We start from the raw sequence: 17,899 nt of genomic DNA, 5'->3' as shown, positions 1-17,899 counted from the left end.
CGGGCAAAGCCGGCCGCCCATGCCTCATCGACTTGCGGCAAGGCCAGCGCCAGCAATGCCCAGCGCGGCGCGGCGCCCATGGCCGCCATATCGGACAGATTCACCGCCAGCGCCTTGTGCCCCAGGCTTACCGGATCAACATCGGCAAAGAAGTGCCGCCCCTGCACCAGCATATCGACCGAGACATGCAAAGCACAACCGGGCGTCACCTGGATAATGGCGGCATCGTCGCCCACGCCCAGCACGGCCTGAGGTGTTGCGCGGGTAAAATGGCGGCGTATCAATTCGAATTCGTTCATATATCCCTCCTGCCACTAGCAGACGCAAAAACACCCGCCGCAGCGGGTGTCAGTCAGGCAGGCCTGATTGCTTAGTCGGCGCGGCGGCGCGACTTCTGGCTGGCGACCTCGTCGGCGCGCACTTCGGCGGCCAGATTGTCCAGTACACCATTGACAAACTTGTGACCATCGGTGCCACCAAAGGTCTTGGTGATTTCGATCGCTTCGTTAATGATCACAGGATAAGGCGTTTCCGGATGCTGGGTCAGCTCCAGCGCGGCCATCAGCAGCACAGAGCGCTCGACCGGGCTCACTTCTTCGGCACTGCGCTCGTGAAAGCGGTCGACCAGAATGCCCAGTTCCTTGGCATCTTTGACTACACCGTACAACAAGGTGCGGAACAGCGCTTCGTCAGCCTTGACGAAGTAATCATTCTCGCGCAAATGCTTTTCAATCAGGGAAGCCGGGCTTTCCTGATTCAGATGCCACTCGTAAATGCCCTGAACGGCAAATTCGCGGGCGCGGCGGCGGGCGGTTTTCATCGGTTATTCCTTGTAAAGAACGGGCGCGGCAGGTATTCAGCCGCGCAAGGCTTTTTGTAGATTGGCCATTTCCACGGCCACGCGAGCAGCATCGCGGCCTTTTTCTATCATGCGCACTTCAGCCTGCTCGTCGGTTTCGGTCGTAAGAACGGCATTGGCAACTGGCACGCCGGCATCAAGGCCAACACGTGTCACGGCGGCTCCGGACTCGTTGGACCCGAGCTCGAAATGGTAGGTTTCCCCGCGTATCACCGCACCCAGCGCAATCAGCGCGTCAAAGCGGCCGCTTTTTGCCATGGTTTGCAGTACCAGCGGAATCTCCAGCGCGCCGGGCACACTGGTATACAGCACATCGCCAGGCGCTACGCCCAGCAAGCCCAGTTCGGACAGGCACGCGTCGCGCAGGCCATGACAGACATCCGGATTAAAACGGCTCATCACGACGCCTATCTTCAGTTCCTTGCCCTCAAGATTAGGTTCGATGCGAGTGATGGTGTCCAGCATGGCAGATCTCCGTAATGGGTGGGCTTTGCGCGGGAAGGGCGCGATTTTAACCGATTTCTACGGTCAGGTGTTTAGGTTGACGGAATCCGGTCACTTCCAGATCGAAACCGACCATCGATGGCAGATTAACCGGGGACGCCAGCAGGCACATTTTACCCACACCGACCGCCTTGAGCATTTGTGCGCCGATGCCGAAGGTCTTGCTGTCCCAGTTGGCGCGCGGCGTTTTTTCACCGGCAACCGGCAAGGCACGCGCCAGCAGTTCGCCGCCGTCTTCATTGCGGTGCAAGAGTATCATCACGCCCCGCCCTTCTTCTTCCATCATTTCCAGCGCAAATGGCACCGTCCAGCTGTGCGGACTGGTCAGCGGATCGAGAATATCCATCACTGAGAAAGGCTCGTGCACGCGCACCAGCGCTTCTTCGTCACTGCGGATGTCGCCCTTGACCAGCGCCAGATGGGTGTCGCCATTGCTGATGTCGCGGAACACATGCATGGCAAACTCGCCAAACGGCGTAACGATCTCGCGCTCGCCCACGCGCTCGACCAGGCTCTCGGTGCGGCTGCGGTAGCTGATCAGATCGGCAATGGTGCCCACTTTCAGGCCATGCTCGGCGGCAAAGGCCAACAATTCGGGCATGCGCGCCATGGTGCCGTCGTCGTTCATGATCTCGCAGATCACCGAGGCGGGCTCAAGGCCAGCCAGCGCCGACAGATCGCAACCAGCCTCGGTGTGACCGGCACGCGCCAGCACCCCCCCATTCACGGCCTTAAGCGGGAAGATATGGCCGGGCTGCACCAGATCGGACGGCGCCGCGCCGCGCGCCACAGCCGCCTGCACCGTGCGTGCACGATCCGCGGCCGAGATGCCGGTGGTCACGCCGCGCGCCGCTTCGATGGACACCGTAAAATTGGTACCCAAGGGAGCGCCATTTTTGCTGACCATCAGCGGCAGTTCGAGTTGCTGGCAGCGTGCTTCGCTCAGGGTCAGGCAGATCAGGCCACGGCCGAACTTGGCCATGAAATTGATGGCTTCCGGCGTAACGTGCTCGGCCGCCATCACCAGATCGCCCTCGTTCTCGCGGTCTTCGGCATCAGCCAGCACCACCATTTTGCCAGCCTTGATGTCGGCGATAATGTCCTGAATGGGGGAAATAAGCATTTTCTTCTACCCTTGCAGACGGCCCGCACCACGCGCACCGCGTTTCGATTATTTGTTATTAGATGCTATCGGAAAGCTCAAATTCAAGCATTGAATATTTATCATGCTGATGTCGCACTTTTTCCCGCAAAGGCAAGGCCTTGGCAAATAGCGGCCCCGCGGTGACCAGCGTATGAAACTCCCCGCCCTCGCCGCACGGATCGATGCCTTCGGACTGCATGCGCGTAATCAGCGCATGATCCAGCACCTTGCCCAGATAGTCGGCGGCCATCAAGTCGCTGCGTATCACCACAATGGTCGCGACAAAGCCGGCATCGACAAATTCACGCACCAGATCCAACCTCTGCTCCTGCCATAGCGGCAACACCGCCTGCAAGCCTGCGGCAGCGCAGACCTTTTCCTCCCAGTCGCGGTGCGGCTGCAAGTCGATATCCCCAAACACCGCCATCTCGGCGCCTTGTGCTTTCAAGGCTTGCAACTGCGCGACAAACACGGCCTCGTACTCCCCCCAGGTGGCGCTACCGGTCACCAGAGGAATCGCCAGCGCCTCGACCTGAGCCTGCAGGACTTCGGGGCTGATGCCGTGCGAGCGGCTACGTTCACCCGTTTCGTCGAGCATCGAAAGCAAGGCCAGCGGGCGGGCACCGCTTTGCAGCGTACGCCACAGGGCGAGGCAGGAGTCTTTGCCGCCACTCCACGACATCACGAATAGCGGAGCGCTCATGCAAGACTCCGGCTGGCAAGCACCCGCTCGACCGTGTCGACAATAGCCTGTGTCTGCGGGTCGACTTCGATATTGACCCGGTCGCCCACCTTGCGCTGGCCGATGATAGTACGGCTCAGCGTTTCCGGAATCAGGTGCACGGCAAATTCGTTCCCCTTGACTTCACCCACGGTCAGACTGATGCCGTCGATACCGATATAGCCTTTGGTAAATACATACTTGAGCGCCGCCTCCGGCAGGCTAAAGCGCAAGGTCAGGTTATTCGGTGTTTCCTCTACCGCCACCACTTCGGCGCAGCACAAGATGTGGCCACTCATGGCGTGACCGCCGATATCGTCACCAAAACGCGCAGCACGCTCTACATTGACCGACTCACCCAATGCCAAAGCACCCAGATTGGTCAGACGCAGCGTCTCCTGCATCAGGTCGAACGAGACCCGATCGCCCTCCACCCGGGTCACGGTCAGGCAGCAGCCGTTGTGCGCAACCGAGGCTCCCAGCGCCAAACCCGGCAACATCGCCTGCGGCAAGCGCACGGTATGCGTACGAAAACCAGTCTTTTCTTCCAGTGCGACCAGTTCGGCCGTGCCCTGCACTATCCCTGTAAACATCCGCCAGCTCCGTCATCTTGAATCCAGTGCCGTCATTGTACCCGCAACATGCATAAAAGGCGCAGCGGTCAGCCGGCACGAAAACCGGTACAATGCCGCCTTTACCGCATACACCAAGCAACAGACATGTCCGCAGAACTGACACGCATTGCCGCAGAAGTCGCCCGCCGCCGCACTTTTGCCATTATCTCCCACCCCGACGCGGGTAAGACCACGCTGACCGAAAAGCTGCTGCTGTTTTCGGGTGCCATTCAGATGGCGGGCACCGTCAAGGGCAAAAAAGGCGGCAAATTCGCCACCTCCGACTGGATGGACATCGAGAAGCAGCGCGGCATCTCGGTCGCATCCAGCGTGATGCAGTTCGACTACCGCGACCATACCGTCAACCTGCTGGACACCCCGGGCCACCAGGACTTCTCCGAAGACACTTATCGCGTACTGACGGCAGTCGACTCCGCCTTGATGGTGATCGACGCTGCCAAGGGCGTGGAAGAGCAGACCATCAAGCTGTTGAATGTCTGCCGCCTGCGCAACACGCCCATCGTCACTTTCATGAACAAGTGCGACCGCGAAGTGCGCGACTCGCTCGAGTTGCTGGATGAAGTAGAAGACGTGCTCAAGATACGCTGCGCACCGGTCACCTGGCCGATCGGCATGGGCAAGAGCTTCCGCGGCGTCTATTCGCTGCTGACCGATGAAGTCATTCTGTTCGAAGCCGGTGCTGAAAAACTGGTGTCCGATATCGAAGTGATCAAGGGCATGGACAATCCGCGCCTGGACGCGCTGTTCCCGATGGAAATGGAACAGTTGCGCATGGAGATCGAACTGGTCAAGGGCGCCTCCAACGAGTGGAATCTGGACGAATTCCTCGCCGGCGAGCTGACACCGGTGTTCTTCGGCTCGGCCATCAACAACTTCGGCGTGCGCGAGATCCTAGACGCGCTGATCAATTGGGCACCGGCACCTCAGGAGCGCGATGCAACCGTGCGCAGCGTGAACCCGAGCGAAGGCAAGTTCTCCGGCTTTGTATTCAAGATCCAGGCCAATATGGACCCCAAGCACCGCGACCGCATCGCCTTTATGCGCGTGTGCTCCGGCCAGTTCGAGCGCGGCATGAAGATGAAGCATCTGCGCCTGGGGCGCGATATCGCCGCCTCCAGCGTGGTGACCTTTATGTCGCACGACCGCGAAATCGTGGAAGAAGCCTTCGCTGGCGACATTATCGGCATTCCCAACCACGGCAATATCCAGATCGGCGACTCTTTCTCCGAAGGCGAGGCACTGGCCTTTACCGGCATCCCGTTCTTTGCGCCGGAAATGTTCCGCTCGGTACGCATCCGCAACCCACTGAAACTCAAGCAGCTGGCCAAGGGCTTGCAGCAACTGGGTGAAGAAGGCGCGGTGCAGGTGTTCAAGCCGCATAGCGGCGGCGACCTGATTCTGGGTGCAGTCGGCGTGCTGCAGTTCGAAGTCGTCGCCTCGCGCCTGGCGGCCGAATACGGCGTGGACGCCATTTTCGAATCGGCCAGTATCTGGTCGGCACGCTGGTTTACCTGTGACGACCGCAAAAAGCTGGATGACTTCATCAAGGCACTGCAAGGCAATATCGCCACCGATGCCGGCAACAATCTGGCCTATCTCGCACCCAACCGCGTCAACCTGCAGCTGACACAGGAGCGCTGGCCGGACATCGTCTTCCACGAAACGCGCGAACACGCGGTCAAGCTGGGCGAGTAGGCATGAGCGAGCTGATCGACTTCTGGACCCACCTGCGTGCAAGTTACGTCGCCGACATCGTGCGTTCAGGTGTAATGGTCACGGTACTGCTGGTGCTGCGCATCAGCATAGGCCGCGCCATCGCCAGCAATACCCACTGGACGCTGGACGACAGGCGGCGCTGGTCCATCACCGTGCGCAATGTGCTGTTTGTCTGCGGCGTTGCCGGCATTGCGCTGATCTGGGCATCCGAGCTGCAGACCATTGCGGTCTCGATGCTGGCTTTTGCCGCCGCAGTGATTATTGCCACCAAGGAGTTGATCATGTGCCTCACCGGGGGCCTGCTCAGAAGCGCCTCCGACAGCTACAGTCTGGGCGACCACATCGAAGTCGGCCATATACGCGGACGTGTGGTCGATATCGGGCTATTCACCACCACAGTGATGGAAATCGGCCCCACCCACGACAGCCACCAGATGACAGGGCGGGCCTTGTCTTTTCCGCACAGCCTGCTGCTCAACCAGCCGGTGGTACTGGAAAACTATATGGGCGAGTATGTGGTGCATACGCTGGGCTTGCCCCTGCCCTATACGCTCCCACCCCAGCAGGGTGAAGCCTTGCTGCTAGGGGCAGCCAACGACGTCTGTGCACCACATATTCAGGCCGCGCAACTGCATATGGCGCGAATAGAAGCGCGTCACCATCTGGATACGCCATCGGTGGCGCCACGCGTCTCGATTCACCCGCTGAGCGATGCCAGTTATCAGCTGACACTACGCATAGCCATTCTGGCCAAGGACAGGCAACGGGTAGAACAGGCAATACTCAAGCGCTTTATGTTCGAGGCTTTTCCGGCTGACGCCAATCTGAACAAATCTGCGGCCTCGGTGTAAACTGGCATCCGACTCATCCTTATTAAATGGCTTGATTCTTCAATCTATGAGCAAAACCCGGATCAAAACCTACGACAAAATCGTGATCGAGAGCCTCAAACTCTTCAATGAGCATGGAGAGCGTGCGATCACGACCAATCATATTTCGGCTCACCTGGGCATTAGTCCGGGCAATCTGTACTATCACTTTCGTAATAAGGAAGAGATCGTTTTCCAGATTTTCCGCGAATATGAAGCCTTTATTCGTGCCCAGCTCACGCCAAAGGCAGAAGGCGCCATTACGCCACAGGCTTTGTCCGACCAGCTGGATGCCTTATTCAAGGGCATGTGGAATTACCGCTTTTTATTTGATGACCTGCCGGGCTTGCTGTCGCGCAATCCGCAACTGCAGGCCGAGTATCACGCCACTATCGGCACCGATTTGCGCCCGATGATGGGCGACATGCTCAAGGGCTTTGCCCGTGCCGGCTTGCTGAGCTTTTCTTCCGATGAAGAAATTGAACAGCTGGCGGTCAATATCTGGCTGGTGGTGAAGTTCTGGTATGCGTTCGAGCAATCCGCCGCACCTAAAGTCCCTATCTCGGCAGAAACCGGGCGGCGCGGCGCACGTCAAGTGCTGGCCCTGATGCGCCCTTATGTTACGGCAGACAACAAAGCGGCGTTTACCGAGCTTGATGCGCACTACCGCTAAACGCTGCCATACCCCGGCCCGCAACCTGCGGCGTCAGATGCAAAAGGCTCAATACCCATCCTGGTATTGAGCCTTTTTAAGACAAGCCCGCCCTAATCAGCCGAAATGGCAAACATAATGCACGGTCTTGAGTACCTCGATCGTAAAGCTGCTATTGGCGGGCACGCTAAAAGACTCACCCCCGGCATAATCCTGCGCGGCAGAGGCGCCAGCCTGCGTCACCCGGCATTCTCCTTCCAGTAATTCCATGACTTCCGCTGCTGCCGTAGTAAACACCAGCTTACCGGGCAGGATCACGCCTACCGATTTTTGCGTGCCATCGGCCAGGGTCACCGTATGACTGACGCACTTGCCGTCAAAATAGACATTGGCCCGCTTGGCCACACTGACATTTTCGAACTGATCAGCCATAAGCACCCCGCACGTAAAGGTAAAACGCCAAGAATAAGGTGATTTTATTTATTTGTCACAATTTTGATTGCATTTTTATTTACATGGTTTTGCCCACTGTAAGGGCACAACACCAGACTATCTTCATTAAAAGATAAATCATCATTGACATAGACATAGAATCTGACAATCATGCGCGCACTTGGCGCGCAAGCGCTACCTACAAAGCCCTCACCGCAAGGACACGAAGCATGGAAAAGCTGCTGTATCAGGTTGAAGACCGGCCTCCACTGGCAACATCATTATTACTGGCCATACAGCACCTGCTTGCCGCACTCGGTGGGATTATCGCTGTCCCGCTGGTCGTAGGCGGCGTATTGCGACTGCCAGCACAGGAAATGGTCGCACTCGTCAATGCAGCCTTAATGGTTTCCGGTGCCGTCACCATCGTGCAATGCCGCGGTGCAGGACCTATCGGCATCCGCCTGCCCTGCGTCATGGGCACCAGCTTCACTTTTGTTGCCGCCGCCATCGCCATCGGTTTCGAGCATGGTGTAGCCGGCATCATGGGCTCCTCGCTGGCCGCTTCGCTGGTGATGATAGGCGGCAGCTTTTTCATGCCGCAAATCCGCAAGCTGGTCCCGCCGGTAGTCACCGGCACAGTCGTGTCCATGATAGGCCTTTCGCTTATCCCGGTTGCCGTTGACTGGTTTGCCGGCGGCCAGCCCGGCGCGGCTGACTACGCCAACCCCGAGCATCTGGCTATTGCCTTTTTTGTACTGGTACTGGTGATTGGCCTGGTCCAGTTCGGCCGCGGCATCGTCTCGGCCGCAGCCATCGTGATCGGCATGGGGGCCGGCTATCTGCTGTGCCTGATGCTGGGGCGCATCGATTTTGCACCGGTGGCACAAGCCAGCGCATTTGCCCTGCCCCAGCCATTGCATTTCGGCATGAGCTTTCCAATCTCCGGCATTATCGGCATGTCTATTGCCTATCTGGTGACCATCGTGGAGTCTACCGGCAACTTCCTGGCGCTGGGTCAGGCAACACAGACCAAGGTCAGCGGCAAGCAGATGTCGGCAGGCATCCTGTGTGACGGCGTAGGCTCGGCCATTGCCGCCATCATGTCGACGACACCCTTTTCCTCGTTTGCCCAGAATATCGGCGTGGTATCACTGACCGGCGTCGCCAGCCGTTATGTGGTGGCACTGGCGGGTCTGCTCTTGATGCTGGCAGGCCTGTTTCCGGTGTTTGGCGCCTTGATCGTCACCATTCCGCTACCGGTACTCGGCGGTGCCGGCCTGATGATGTTCGCCATGATTATCGTGGCCGGCGTTCAGATGCTGGGCCAGGTCGAGAGCAGCCGGCGCAATGGCGTGATTATTGCCGTCGCCATCGGCTGCGGCATGGCGGTAACCGTACGCCCGGAAGTACTGGGCAAGTTGCCGGGCTTTGTACGCGAGATTTTCGGCTCCGGCATCACGGTAAGCGCCCTGATTGCACTTAGCCTTAACCTGCTGCTGCCGGGTCGCACGCCGGTAGAGCTCGAAGACTAAACCGCAATAAAACCGCATTAAGGGAGCGCATGGCGCTCCCTTTCGCTTTAATACCATCAGGTGCATGTCGCGACAATGTGCCGATTAAAGCCTCCCCCAAAGGATAGCGATCATGAAACGCCGGACCTTACTGGCCGGTTTAAGCCTGATGCCCCTGCTGGCTAACAGCAAGAACCTGCCCGACCTGGAAAAAATCGCCGAGCGCAACCGTGCACGGCAACAGCAGATGCTAAAAGCGCTGGCGGCACAGCAGCCGGCCCGCATCTATGCCAACCCTGCCGACCCGTTTTTAGGCGACCCTGCGGCCAGCCAGGTCGTCATCTACTTTACCGATTTCAACTGCCCTTATTGCCGGCGCATGGATGTGGTCATCGAACGCGTCGCCAGCGAGTTGCCGGATGTGAAGTTTGTATTCAAGCTGCTCCCCCTGTTTGACGCCAGTTCGGAGCCGGCCACCCTGTTTGCACTGAATGTCTGGCAAAAACAGCGCGCCCGCTACTGGGCAGTGCATCAAAGCCTGATGCAGGGCACGCTCCCGCTGGACCAGCATGCCATCCAGAAAACCGCTAGGGAAACCGGCACACAGGCGTGGCTAAATCCGGGCAAGGCGGTGCGTCTTGCGCTGGAGGACAATCAGGCGCTGACCGATGAACTCAAGGTCTTCACCACACCAACGCTACTACTGGGAGACAGACTCATCAGTGGCACGACCGACTCGGCTACCCTCAAGCGCACCGTGCGTGGGGCGCGCAACAGCGCGCATTGATGCCCCTCTGCCGCCAAGTCTTTGCCTCATCTGGCAAAATTGGCGAGCATGCACTATGCAAATGCAAGCCACAGTCGTGCGCCCTGCCCGCTAAACCGTTAGAATCTGGCCAAAATACTTAATCCAGACGGCTTCAATATTGTGAAAATTCTGATTTTGGGAGGCGGCCAGGTTGGTGCCCGCGTAGCGGAGAACCTGGTTTCCGAAGAAAACGACATCACCATCGTCGACTTGGACAGCAAACTGCTCAAGCAACTGCAGGACAGGCTGGATATTCAGACTATCTGCGGCAATGCCGCCCAACCCTCGGTACTGGCCGGTGCCGGCGCGGCCGACACCGATATGTTGCTGGCGCTAACGCGTAACGACGAAACCAATCTGGTTGCCTGCAAGCTGGCGCGCGAGCTCTACAACGTACCCACGCGCATTGCGCGCGTACGCGCCAGTGACTATGTCGAATTCGGTGCCAAGAACACGCTGGATTTATTCGGCGTGGACCAGCCCATCTGCCCGGAACAAATCGTCACCGAAAACCTGTACCAGCTATTTCAATACCCGGGTGCCTTGCAGGTGCTGGATTTTGCCGGCGGCAGCGTACAGCTGGTTGCGGTCACGGCCATGGAAGGCGGCCTGCTGTTGGGGCGAGAATTGCGCCATGTACGTCAGGATCTGCCGGACACCGACTGCCGTTTTTGCGCCATCTATCGCAATAACCGGCTGATCATCCCCAAGGGCGACACCATCTTGCAAAGCAACGACGAGGTGTTTTTCCTGGCCGAGCGGGCTGCCGTGCCACAGATGCTGGCCGAGCTACGAAACAGCAGCCAGCCCATACGCCGCGTACTGATTGCCGGCGGCGGCAATATCGGCCACCGTCTGGCGCGCCAGCTGGAAAACGCAGGGTACGAGGTCAAGATTATTGAAATTCTGCGCGAGCGCTGCGAATGGCTGGGTGACAATCTGGACAGCACACTGGTGCTGCATGGCGAAGCCACCGATGAAGCCCTGCTCGAAGCCGAAAACATCGACGAGATGGATGTATTTTGCGCATTGACCAATGACGACGAAGACAATGTGATGTCCACGCTGCTGGCCAAGCGCATGGGCGCCAAACGGGTGATTGCACTGGTTAACCGCGCCAGTTACGTCGACCTGCTCGAAGGCCACAGCATCGATATCGTGATTTCGCCACACCAGTCTACCATCGGCTCCATCCTCGCCCATTTGCGCCGTGGTGATGTCGAGGCGGTACATGCGCTGCGCGGCGGGCGCACCGAGGCGATGGAAGTCATCGTCAGGGGCGACCGCAAGACTTCGCGTCTGGTCGGCCTGCGCATAGATGAGGTGGAAATGCCGCACGGCTGCTATATCAGCGCCATTGTGCGGCGCGGCGAAGTACGCATGGCACACCACGATGAAGTGATACACAGCGAAGACCACCTGATCATCTTCGTTGCCCACCGCCGTCTGGTGCGAGAGGTGGAGCAGCTCATCCAGGTCAAGATGGGTTTCTTTTGATGTCGACTTTGCCATTAGCTGCCAGAGGCGGTGCACTGGGCAAGCTATTGCCCATCGCTCATGTCTTTTCCAAGCTGATCATGCTGTTTTCCTGCATGTTCATTGTGCCGGCCGGTGTCGGGGTCATCTACAAAGACCACACGCTGGAAGCGTTTTTGCTGTCCGGTGTGGTCGGACTGGCCGTCGGCCTGTTTGCCTGGGCAGCCACCCGTCGTTTCGAACACGAACTCAAGCCGCGTGACGGCTTTATCCTGGTGGTGGCCCTGTGGGTGGGCTTCGCCGCCACCGCTGCCATCCCGTTCATGCTGTTCGACAGTTCGCTAAGCTTCACCGATGCCTTTTTCGAAGCCATGTCGGCGCTGACCACCAATGGCGCGACCGTACTGTTCTCGCTGGATGTCTTGCCACCTGCGATCAACTTCTGGCGCCACTTCATGCAGTGGATGGGCGGCATGGGCATTATCGTGCTGGCTGTCGCCATTTTGCCGCTACTGGGCGTGGGCGGCATGCAGGTATACAAGGCGGAAACACCGGGGCCGATGAAGGATGCCAAACTGGCACCACGCATCACCCAGGCGGCCAAGAGCTTGTGGACCATGTACTGCATCCTGACCGTGCTGTGCATGGCCATGCTGTATATGGCCGGCATGAGCGTATTCGATGCTGTCTGCCACGGCCTGTCCACCGTTGCGCTGGGCGGCTTCTCCACCCGCGACACCAGTGTAGGCCATTACGATTCGCTGCCAATCGAACTGGTGATTGCCGGTTTCACCTTGCTATCGGCCACCAATTACGCCACTCACTTTCTGGCGTGGAAAAAACGTTCGGCCGCCCCCTATCGGATTGATACCGAATTTATCAGCATGATGCTGGTGATCCTGTCCAGCATTCTGATGCTGGCCGTTTATTTGTGGTGGCAAGGGGTTTACGGACTGGGCGAGTCCTTGCGCCATGTCAGCTTCAACCTGATCTCGAGAGCCACCGCCTCGGGTTTTGCCAGCACCGATTACGGCCAGTGGCCGCTCTTTGTTCCGGTATGGATGCTGTTCCTGTCCTGTTTTACCGCCTGTTCAGGCTCGGTGGGTGGCGGCATCAAAATGATACGCAGCCTGATCCTGTTCCGTCAGGCCCAGCGCGAAATGACCCAGCTGCTGCATCCGCAGGCCATTATTCCACTCAAGGTCAATGGCCGTACCATGAGCGACAGCGTCGCCTTTTCGGTGCTGGGCTTTATCTTCGTATACATTTTGAGTGTGGTGGTACTGACTTTTGTGCTGCTAGGCAGCGGCCTGGACTTCCAGACCGCCGCTTCCGCCATTGTGTCCTGCATCAATAATGCAGGCCCGGGACTGGGCGAAGTCGGCCCGGCCGCCAACTACGCTGGCCTGAACGATTTCCAGACCTGGGTATGCAGCGTAGCCATGCTGCTGGGCCGACTGGAAATCTTCACAATCCTCATCCTCTTTACGCCCGCCTTCTGGCGCAAGTGACATGAAAAAAATCTCCCTGCTGCTGTTAAGCCTGTTTGCCCTGCCCGCTAGCGTGTACGCCGACAGCAACGATGATCTGGCTGCGGCCCGCGACGCTTGGCGCGCCGGCGATATCGCCCAATTACAAACGCTGGCCGCCAGTAGCGCACGCACACCACTTGGCATGTATCCGCGCTACTGGCTGGCGCTTAAAAACCTGGAAAACGGCGATGATGCGCCGGCCCGCGCCTTTCTGGCGCAAGAGGCTCCCTCTACGCTGACCGAGCGCCTGGCCAACGAATGGCTCAAGCGTCTGGGCAAGGGCAATAACTGGGACGGTTTTCGCCGAGAACTGGTACGTGCACCGGAAGACGCACGCGATCAGGAGACCCAATGCTATGCCGCCCTGTCCGAGCTTAAGGCCGGGCGCATTAGCGCACCCGATGCCGACTTGCTGGACAAGCTGACACTCCCGGAAGGCTGCAACAGCCTGCTGAATGAAAGCGCGACGCTGGGCACGCTCAGCCAGGATGAAGTGCGTTCACGCGTACGCACCCTGGTTGCCAATAATTACGTCACCGTCGCGCGCGCGCTGGCCACATCGGCTGGCTTGTCGGACGAGTTTTTCACCCCGGGCAGCAACGAAGCCGCCGTCATCGCCATCGTGCGGCGCGGCAAGAGTGATTTGTCCGGTGCCGCCGCCGATCTTGCGCGCATCGAGCCTACGCTTACGCGCGAGCAGGCCGGCTTTGGCTGGGGAGAACTGGCGACCCGCGCCGCGCGCCGCCAGGACATGACGCAGGCACTGGACTGGTACGCCAAATCCGCCCCCGGGGAACTCACGCCCGAGCAATGGGAATGGTGGGCACGCGCGGCACTGCGCGAGCAAAACTGGAACACATTAAGCAGCGTGATCGGCAAGATGCCGGCCAAGCTGGCCGCACGTCAGGCTTGGCGCTACTGGCTGTCGCAAGCCGAACTGATGCAGGGCAAGCGTAGCGAAGCCAATGCGCGCCTGGTGCGGCTAAGCCAGGAACACAGCTATTACGGCATTCTTGCGCGCGAAGCACTGGGCAACAGCCTGTCCGAACCCGCGCGCCAGATTGAAGCCAGCGACAAGGACATGCGCGCCATTTCCAAAGAGCCGGCCATTGCCCGCGCCATCGAGCTGTTTGCGCTGTCGGATACTCTCAAGCGCCCGGAGTTTCACGAAGAAGCACGGCGCGAATGGCGCTGGGCCATGCGCGGCAAGACTGACCCCGAGCTGATTGCCGCCGCCGAACTGGCCAAGGACAAGGGCTTTTACGACATGGCCATCTACAGCGCCGAGCGCACGCGCAACGCGCATAATTTCGGCCTGCGCTTTCTCGCGCCCTACCGCAGCACCACCGAACGCTACGCCAGGCAACTGGATGTAGATCCGGCATGGATTTACGGCCTGATGCGTCAGGAAAGCCGCTTTACCGTGGTGGCGCGCTCGGGCGTAGGCGCCTCAGGCCTGATGCAGCTGATGCCGGCCACCGCGCGCTGGGTAGCAAACAAGGTCGGCCTGCCCGGCTTCGATGTCAACGATGTGGACACCAATATCCAGCTGGGCACCTGGTATCTGCGTCATGTACTGGACACCACCGGCCACCCGGTATTGGCGACAGCCGGCTACAATGCAGGCCCCGGGCGTGCACGCGCATGGCGCGCCAGCACGCCGCTGGATGGCACCATCTACACCGAAACCATCCCTTTTACCGAAACGCGCGACTATGTACAAAAGGTGATGGCCAACGCCACCTACTACGCCGCCAGCTTCGGCAAGGGTGAAACCTCGCTCAAGGCGAGAATGGGCACCATAGCGGCCAAATAAACCGGGCCGTTCTTCAATCGGGAGAGCGAACTATGCAACGCATTGTATTGATAGGTGGCAGCGGGTTTGTCGGCCGGCATATCGCCGAAATACTGAGCCGGCAGGGCATGCAGCTGACCATTGCCAGCCGCCGCCCGGAACGCATCAAGGCCCTGTCCACCCTGCCCGGCGTCACGCTGGCCGCCTGTGACGTACACGACAGCGCGGCGCTGACGCAGCTGATGGCCGGGCACGATGCGGTAATCAGCATGGTGGGCATCCTGCACGGCTCGCACCGCGCTTTTGAAATCGCCCATGTCGAACTGGTGGAAAAAATCGTCCATGCCATGCAGCAAACCGGCATCCGGCGCCTGATCCATATCAGCGCACTGGGGGCGGATGCGCACGGACCGTCGGACTACCAGCAAACCAAGGCGCGTGGCGAACGGGTGATCACGCAAAGCCATCTGGCGTGGACCATCCTGCGTCCTTCGGTGGTGTTCGCCCACGACGATGCCTTTCTCAATATGTTTGCCCGCCTGCTCGCTGTTTTGCCGGTGCTGCCGTTAGCCGGTGCCGACACTTATTTCGCCCCGGTGTGGGCCGATGATGTGGCACGCGCCGTCGCGGCCTGCCTGGACCGGCCGGCCAGCATAGGCCAGACGCTGGAGCTGACAGGGCCGCGCCGCTACCGTTTGCGCGAGCTGGTGGCTTATGTAGGCGAACTCACCGGCCACCCGCGCACCCTGATCGGCCTGCCGGACAGCCTGGCCATGCTGCAAGCCGGCATCATGGAATGCCTGCCCGGCCCCGCCCTGATCAGCCGCGACAATGTAAAATCGCTGCGTGTTGACAATATCAGCCTGGAGCCCTTCCCGAGCGCGCTGCTGGGTTTTTGCCCGAGCGCACTGGAAGCGGTCGCACCGCAATGGCTGGGCGAAGACGAACGCAATACGCGCCTGGCGCGCTGGAGAGAACGGGAATGAAGCTGTATGTCGTAGGCGGCGCGGTACGCGACCGCTTATTGGGCCGCACGGTGGTAGACCGCGACTGGGTGGTAGTCGGCAGTAGTGCAGCTGAGATGCAGGCACAAGGCTTCCGTCCGGTCGGGCGCGATTTTCCGGTGTTCCTGCATCCGGCAACGCACGAGGAATACGCACTGGCGCGCACCGAACGCAAAACCGGTGCCGGTTATCACGGCTTTGTGTTTCACGCCGCGCCAGATGTCACGCTGGAGCAGGATCTGGCGCGGCGCGACCTGACCATCAACGCCATCGCCGAAGACGAAGACGGACGTCTGACCGACCCCTATGGCGGACAGCGCGACCTTGCCGCCGGCGTATTGCGCCATGTCAGCGCCGCCTTTGCCGAAGACCCGGTACGCATCCTGCGTCTGGCACGTTTTGCCGCCCGCTTCGGCTTTGCCGTTGCGCCCGAGACCCTGGACCTGATGCGCCAGATGGTGGACAACGGCGAAGTGGATGCACTGGTGCCGGAGCGGGTGTGGCAGGAAGTCGCACGCGGCCTGATGGAAGATGCCCCCTCGCGCATGTTCAAGGTCCTGCGCGAGTGCGGCGCGCTGGCGCGCGTTCTGCCCGAAGTGGATGCGCTGTTCGGTGTGCCGCAACGCGCCGACTATCACCACGAAATCGATACCGGCGACCATGTAATGCGCGTCATCGATGCCGCCGCGCAAAGTGGCGCACCGCTGGCCGTACGTTTCGCCTGCCTGACCCATGACTTAGGCAAGGCATTGACCCCGGCCGACATCCTGCCGCGCCATATCGGCCACGAGGCGCGCGGCGAAAAGCCGCTACTGGCGCTGTGCGAACGCCTGCGCGTGCCGGCCGAATGCCGGGATCTGGCGCGCATCACCGTGCTTTACCACACTAAAGTACATATCGCGCCCAAAATGCGCGCCGACACTGTGCTACGTCTGTTCCGTGATTGCGATGCGCTGCGCCGCCCCGAGCGTTTTCACGAGATGTTGTCGGCCTGCGTGGCCGATGCACGTGGCCGTCTGGGTTTCGAACACAGCAGCTATCCGCAGGCGGCCTACCTGGCGGCACTGCTGGATGCCGCCCGTCTTGTCGACGCCGGCACCATCGCCCGCCAATGCGAGCACAAGCACGATATTGCCCATGCTGTCGATGCCGCCCGCGTCCACGCTATCCAGCACGCCAGCGAGCAGCACCCGTTGCATGCAAAATAATACTTAACGGCACCACTGCTGCTCGCACGGTTTGCCATCGTGATTGCCATCCATCTGCGTGCCCGGGCAATTTTCGAGGAAGAAGGTCGCCTCCTCGCAGGAGGTCATCTGAACGCACTGGGTGCGCCCATCACAACTGAAACGGCTTGCCGTTACAGATGTCTTGGCGGGTGCAAGCCACTCTGTAGCTTGCACACTCGAAACAGGCACCTCACGCCCCATTAATTGCGCGATGTAGGACTGGCCCAAAGGGCTTAAACAGGCGGCCAATAGCAGCACATTGAGCACGACCGTCGCCTTGAAAGCCGACTGGAAAGCCGGTTTGACTGTCTTGTGACGCAACAGCTTTTGCGCCACAAGCGCACCCGGCCAGCCGCCTATCAGTGCACACAGGTGCAGCGTGCCCTCGCTCGTGCGCCAGCGCCCACCTTGCGCTGCCGCCTTATCTTTCCAGTAGAGTAAAAAAGCCAGTACGCTTAATGCGCCATAGGCCTGCAACACCCACATGGGCATATGCTCCAGCCACACCAGAGCGCCAAGCAAGGCAAAACACAGGGGCGCAAGCAGCAAGGGCCAGCCATCCGTCTTGCTTGCCGAGGCTTGCCCAGGGCGCTGCGGATAAACAATATCAACGGCGGCAAGCCGTCCCTGTGCATCTTTCTCTACCCGGTACACAATAAGGTCGCCATCGACAGGGCGGCAACTGCGATCCTTGAATGCCTTGATATGCACGAAAGCGCGCTCGCCACCTCCATTCGGCGTGACAAAACCAAAGCCCTGCGTGTCCTTCCAATGGTGAATCCTGCCTTGATAGCGCATGTACCTGCATCCTGATCTGTATTGCCCGCCATTGTAAGCCGGCGATACGCGCCACCCAAAATGGTTTTATTTATTTCGCTTAATTTCCTTTGCCAAACATTCAGTGCATGGTGCGACAAGTACTGCGATAGCTACGTAGTCGCGCCACACTCGCTACTACATTCGCACCTTGAAACGGCATAAACCAATCGCTATGACTAGTTGATCAGTG

Annotated in this window: 18 protein-coding genes; 10 read left to right on the top strand and 8 right to left on the bottom strand. The window is 59.5% G+C overall.

Annotated features, from left to right (window positions below):
- The 6 genes from EGI20_RS05320 to EGI20_RS05295 all read right to left on the bottom strand — a co-directional run.
- Positions 1-299: AIR synthase related protein (locus tag EGI20_RS05320; protein WP_498630255.1), on the bottom strand; the 299-nt coding region annotated here is incomplete at its 3' end.
- Positions 300-370: 71 nt separating this feature from the next.
- Positions 371-820, bottom strand: coding sequence for a transcription antitermination factor NusB (gene nusB, locus EGI20_RS05315; RefSeq protein ID WP_160796359.1), 450 nt, complete (start codon positions 818-820; stop codon positions 371-373).
- Positions 821-856: 36 nt separating this feature from the next.
- A complete protein-coding gene (gene ribH / locus EGI20_RS05310; protein ID WP_498630253.1) occupies positions 857-1,324 on the bottom strand; it encodes a 6,7-dimethyl-8-ribityllumazine synthase in 468 nt (155 codons plus the stop codon).
- Between the two features lie 46 nt (positions 1,325-1,370).
- A complete protein-coding gene (ribBA, locus tag EGI20_RS05305) occupies positions 1,371-2,486 on the bottom strand; it encodes a bifunctional 3,4-dihydroxy-2-butanone-4-phosphate synthase/GTP cyclohydrolase II (protein ID WP_498630251.1) in 1,116 nt (371 codons plus the stop codon).
- Positions 2,487-2,544: 58 nt separating this feature from the next.
- Complete coding sequence (locus tag EGI20_RS05300; RefSeq protein ID WP_498630250.1) at positions 2,545-3,210, bottom strand: Dph6-related ATP pyrophosphatase; 666 nt, start codon at positions 3,208-3,210, stop codon at positions 2,545-2,547.
- The gene (locus EGI20_RS05295; protein WP_498630248.1) at positions 3,207-3,821 is read right to left on the bottom strand and encodes a riboflavin synthase subunit alpha; all 615 of its coding nucleotides are present in this window, start codon (positions 3,819-3,821) and stop codon (positions 3,207-3,209) included. Before EGI20_RS05295 ends, EGI20_RS05300 begins: the two co-directional genes overlap by 4 nt.
- A 126-nt stretch (positions 3,822-3,947) precedes the next feature.
- Between EGI20_RS05295 and EGI20_RS05290 the strand changes: the two genes are divergently transcribed.
- The 3 genes from EGI20_RS05290 to EGI20_RS05280 are packed head-to-tail and all read left to right on the top strand — an operon-like array spanning position 3,948 to position 7,121.
- Positions 3,948-5,558, top strand: coding sequence for a peptide chain release factor 3 (locus EGI20_RS05290; RefSeq protein ID WP_160796353.1), 1,611 nt, complete (start codon positions 3,948-3,950; stop codon positions 5,556-5,558).
- 2 nt (positions 5,559-5,560) lie between these two features.
- Positions 5,561-6,430 carry a mechanosensitive ion channel family protein gene (locus tag EGI20_RS05285; protein ID WP_498630245.1) on the top strand — a complete coding sequence of 290 codons (870 nt, stop codon included), beginning with the start codon at positions 5,561-5,563 and terminating at the stop codon, positions 6,428-6,430.
- Positions 6,431-6,476: 46 nt separating this feature from the next.
- The gene (locus EGI20_RS05280) at positions 6,477-7,121 is read left to right on the top strand and encodes a TetR/AcrR family transcriptional regulator (RefSeq protein ID WP_498630243.1); all 645 of its coding nucleotides are present in this window, start codon (positions 6,477-6,479) and stop codon (positions 7,119-7,121) included.
- Between the two features lie 96 nt (positions 7,122-7,217).
- Here the strand turns inward: EGI20_RS05280 and ppnP are convergent, their stop codons facing one another.
- Positions 7,218-7,532 carry a pyrimidine/purine nucleoside phosphorylase gene (ppnP, locus tag EGI20_RS05275; RefSeq protein WP_124736089.1) on the bottom strand — a complete coding sequence of 105 codons (315 nt, stop codon included), beginning with the start codon at positions 7,530-7,532 and terminating at the stop codon, positions 7,218-7,220.
- Positions 7,533-7,762: 230 nt separating this feature from the next.
- Between ppnP and EGI20_RS05270 the strand changes: the two genes are divergently transcribed.
- The 7 genes from EGI20_RS05270 to EGI20_RS05240 all read left to right on the top strand — a co-directional run bounded on the left by EGI20_RS05270 (position 7,763) and on the right by EGI20_RS05240 (position 16,869).
- Entirely contained in the window at positions 7,763-9,067 is a 1,305-nt protein-coding gene (locus tag EGI20_RS05270; protein WP_498630241.1) for a nucleobase:cation symporter-2 family protein, read from the top strand.
- 112 nt (positions 9,068-9,179) lie between these two features.
- On the top strand, positions 9,180-9,833 hold the full coding sequence (locus EGI20_RS05265; RefSeq protein WP_498630239.1) for a thioredoxin domain-containing protein: 654 nt from the start codon (positions 9,180-9,182) through the stop codon (positions 9,831-9,833).
- A gap of 141 nt (positions 9,834-9,974) precedes the next feature.
- Positions 9,975-11,351: a Trk system potassium transporter TrkA gene (gene trkA, locus EGI20_RS05260; protein ID WP_498630237.1), complete on the top strand. Its 1,377-nt coding sequence runs from the start codon at positions 9,975-9,977 to the stop codon at positions 11,349-11,351.
- Between the two features lie 35 nt (positions 11,352-11,386).
- Positions 11,387-12,841 (top strand): TrkH family potassium uptake protein, encoded by a 1,455-nt coding sequence (locus EGI20_RS05255; RefSeq protein ID WP_498630256.1) that lies wholly within the window; start codon positions 11,387-11,389, stop codon positions 12,839-12,841.
- 1 nt (position 12,842) lies between these two features.
- Positions 12,843-14,678, top strand: a complete 1,836-nt coding sequence (locus tag EGI20_RS05250; RefSeq protein WP_498630235.1) for a lytic transglycosylase domain-containing protein — start codon at positions 12,843-12,845, stop codon at positions 14,676-14,678.
- 32 nt (positions 14,679-14,710) lie between these two features.
- Positions 14,711-15,643 carry a complex I NDUFA9 subunit family protein gene (locus EGI20_RS05245; RefSeq protein ID WP_498630233.1) on the top strand — a complete coding sequence of 311 codons (933 nt, stop codon included), beginning with the start codon at positions 14,711-14,713 and terminating at the stop codon, positions 15,641-15,643.
- Positions 15,640-16,869 carry a multifunctional CCA addition/repair protein gene (locus EGI20_RS05240; RefSeq protein WP_498630231.1) on the top strand — a complete coding sequence of 410 codons (1,230 nt, stop codon included), beginning with the start codon at positions 15,640-15,642 and terminating at the stop codon, positions 16,867-16,869. The genes EGI20_RS05245 and EGI20_RS05240 overlap by 4 nt, the downstream gene beginning before the upstream one ends.
- 3 nt (positions 16,870-16,872) lie before the next feature.
- Here the strand turns inward: EGI20_RS05240 and EGI20_RS05235 are convergent, their stop codons facing one another.
- Complete coding sequence (locus EGI20_RS05235) at positions 16,873-17,688, bottom strand: DUF1294 domain-containing protein (protein WP_498630229.1); 816 nt, start codon at positions 17,686-17,688, stop codon at positions 16,873-16,875.
- Positions 17,689-17,899: the final 211 nt, after the last annotated feature.

It is taken from the genome of Aquitalea sp. S1-19 (assembly GCF_024343515.1).
Note: the sequence above shows the minus strand (reverse complement) of the source record. Positions and strands in the feature narration are given on the sequence as shown.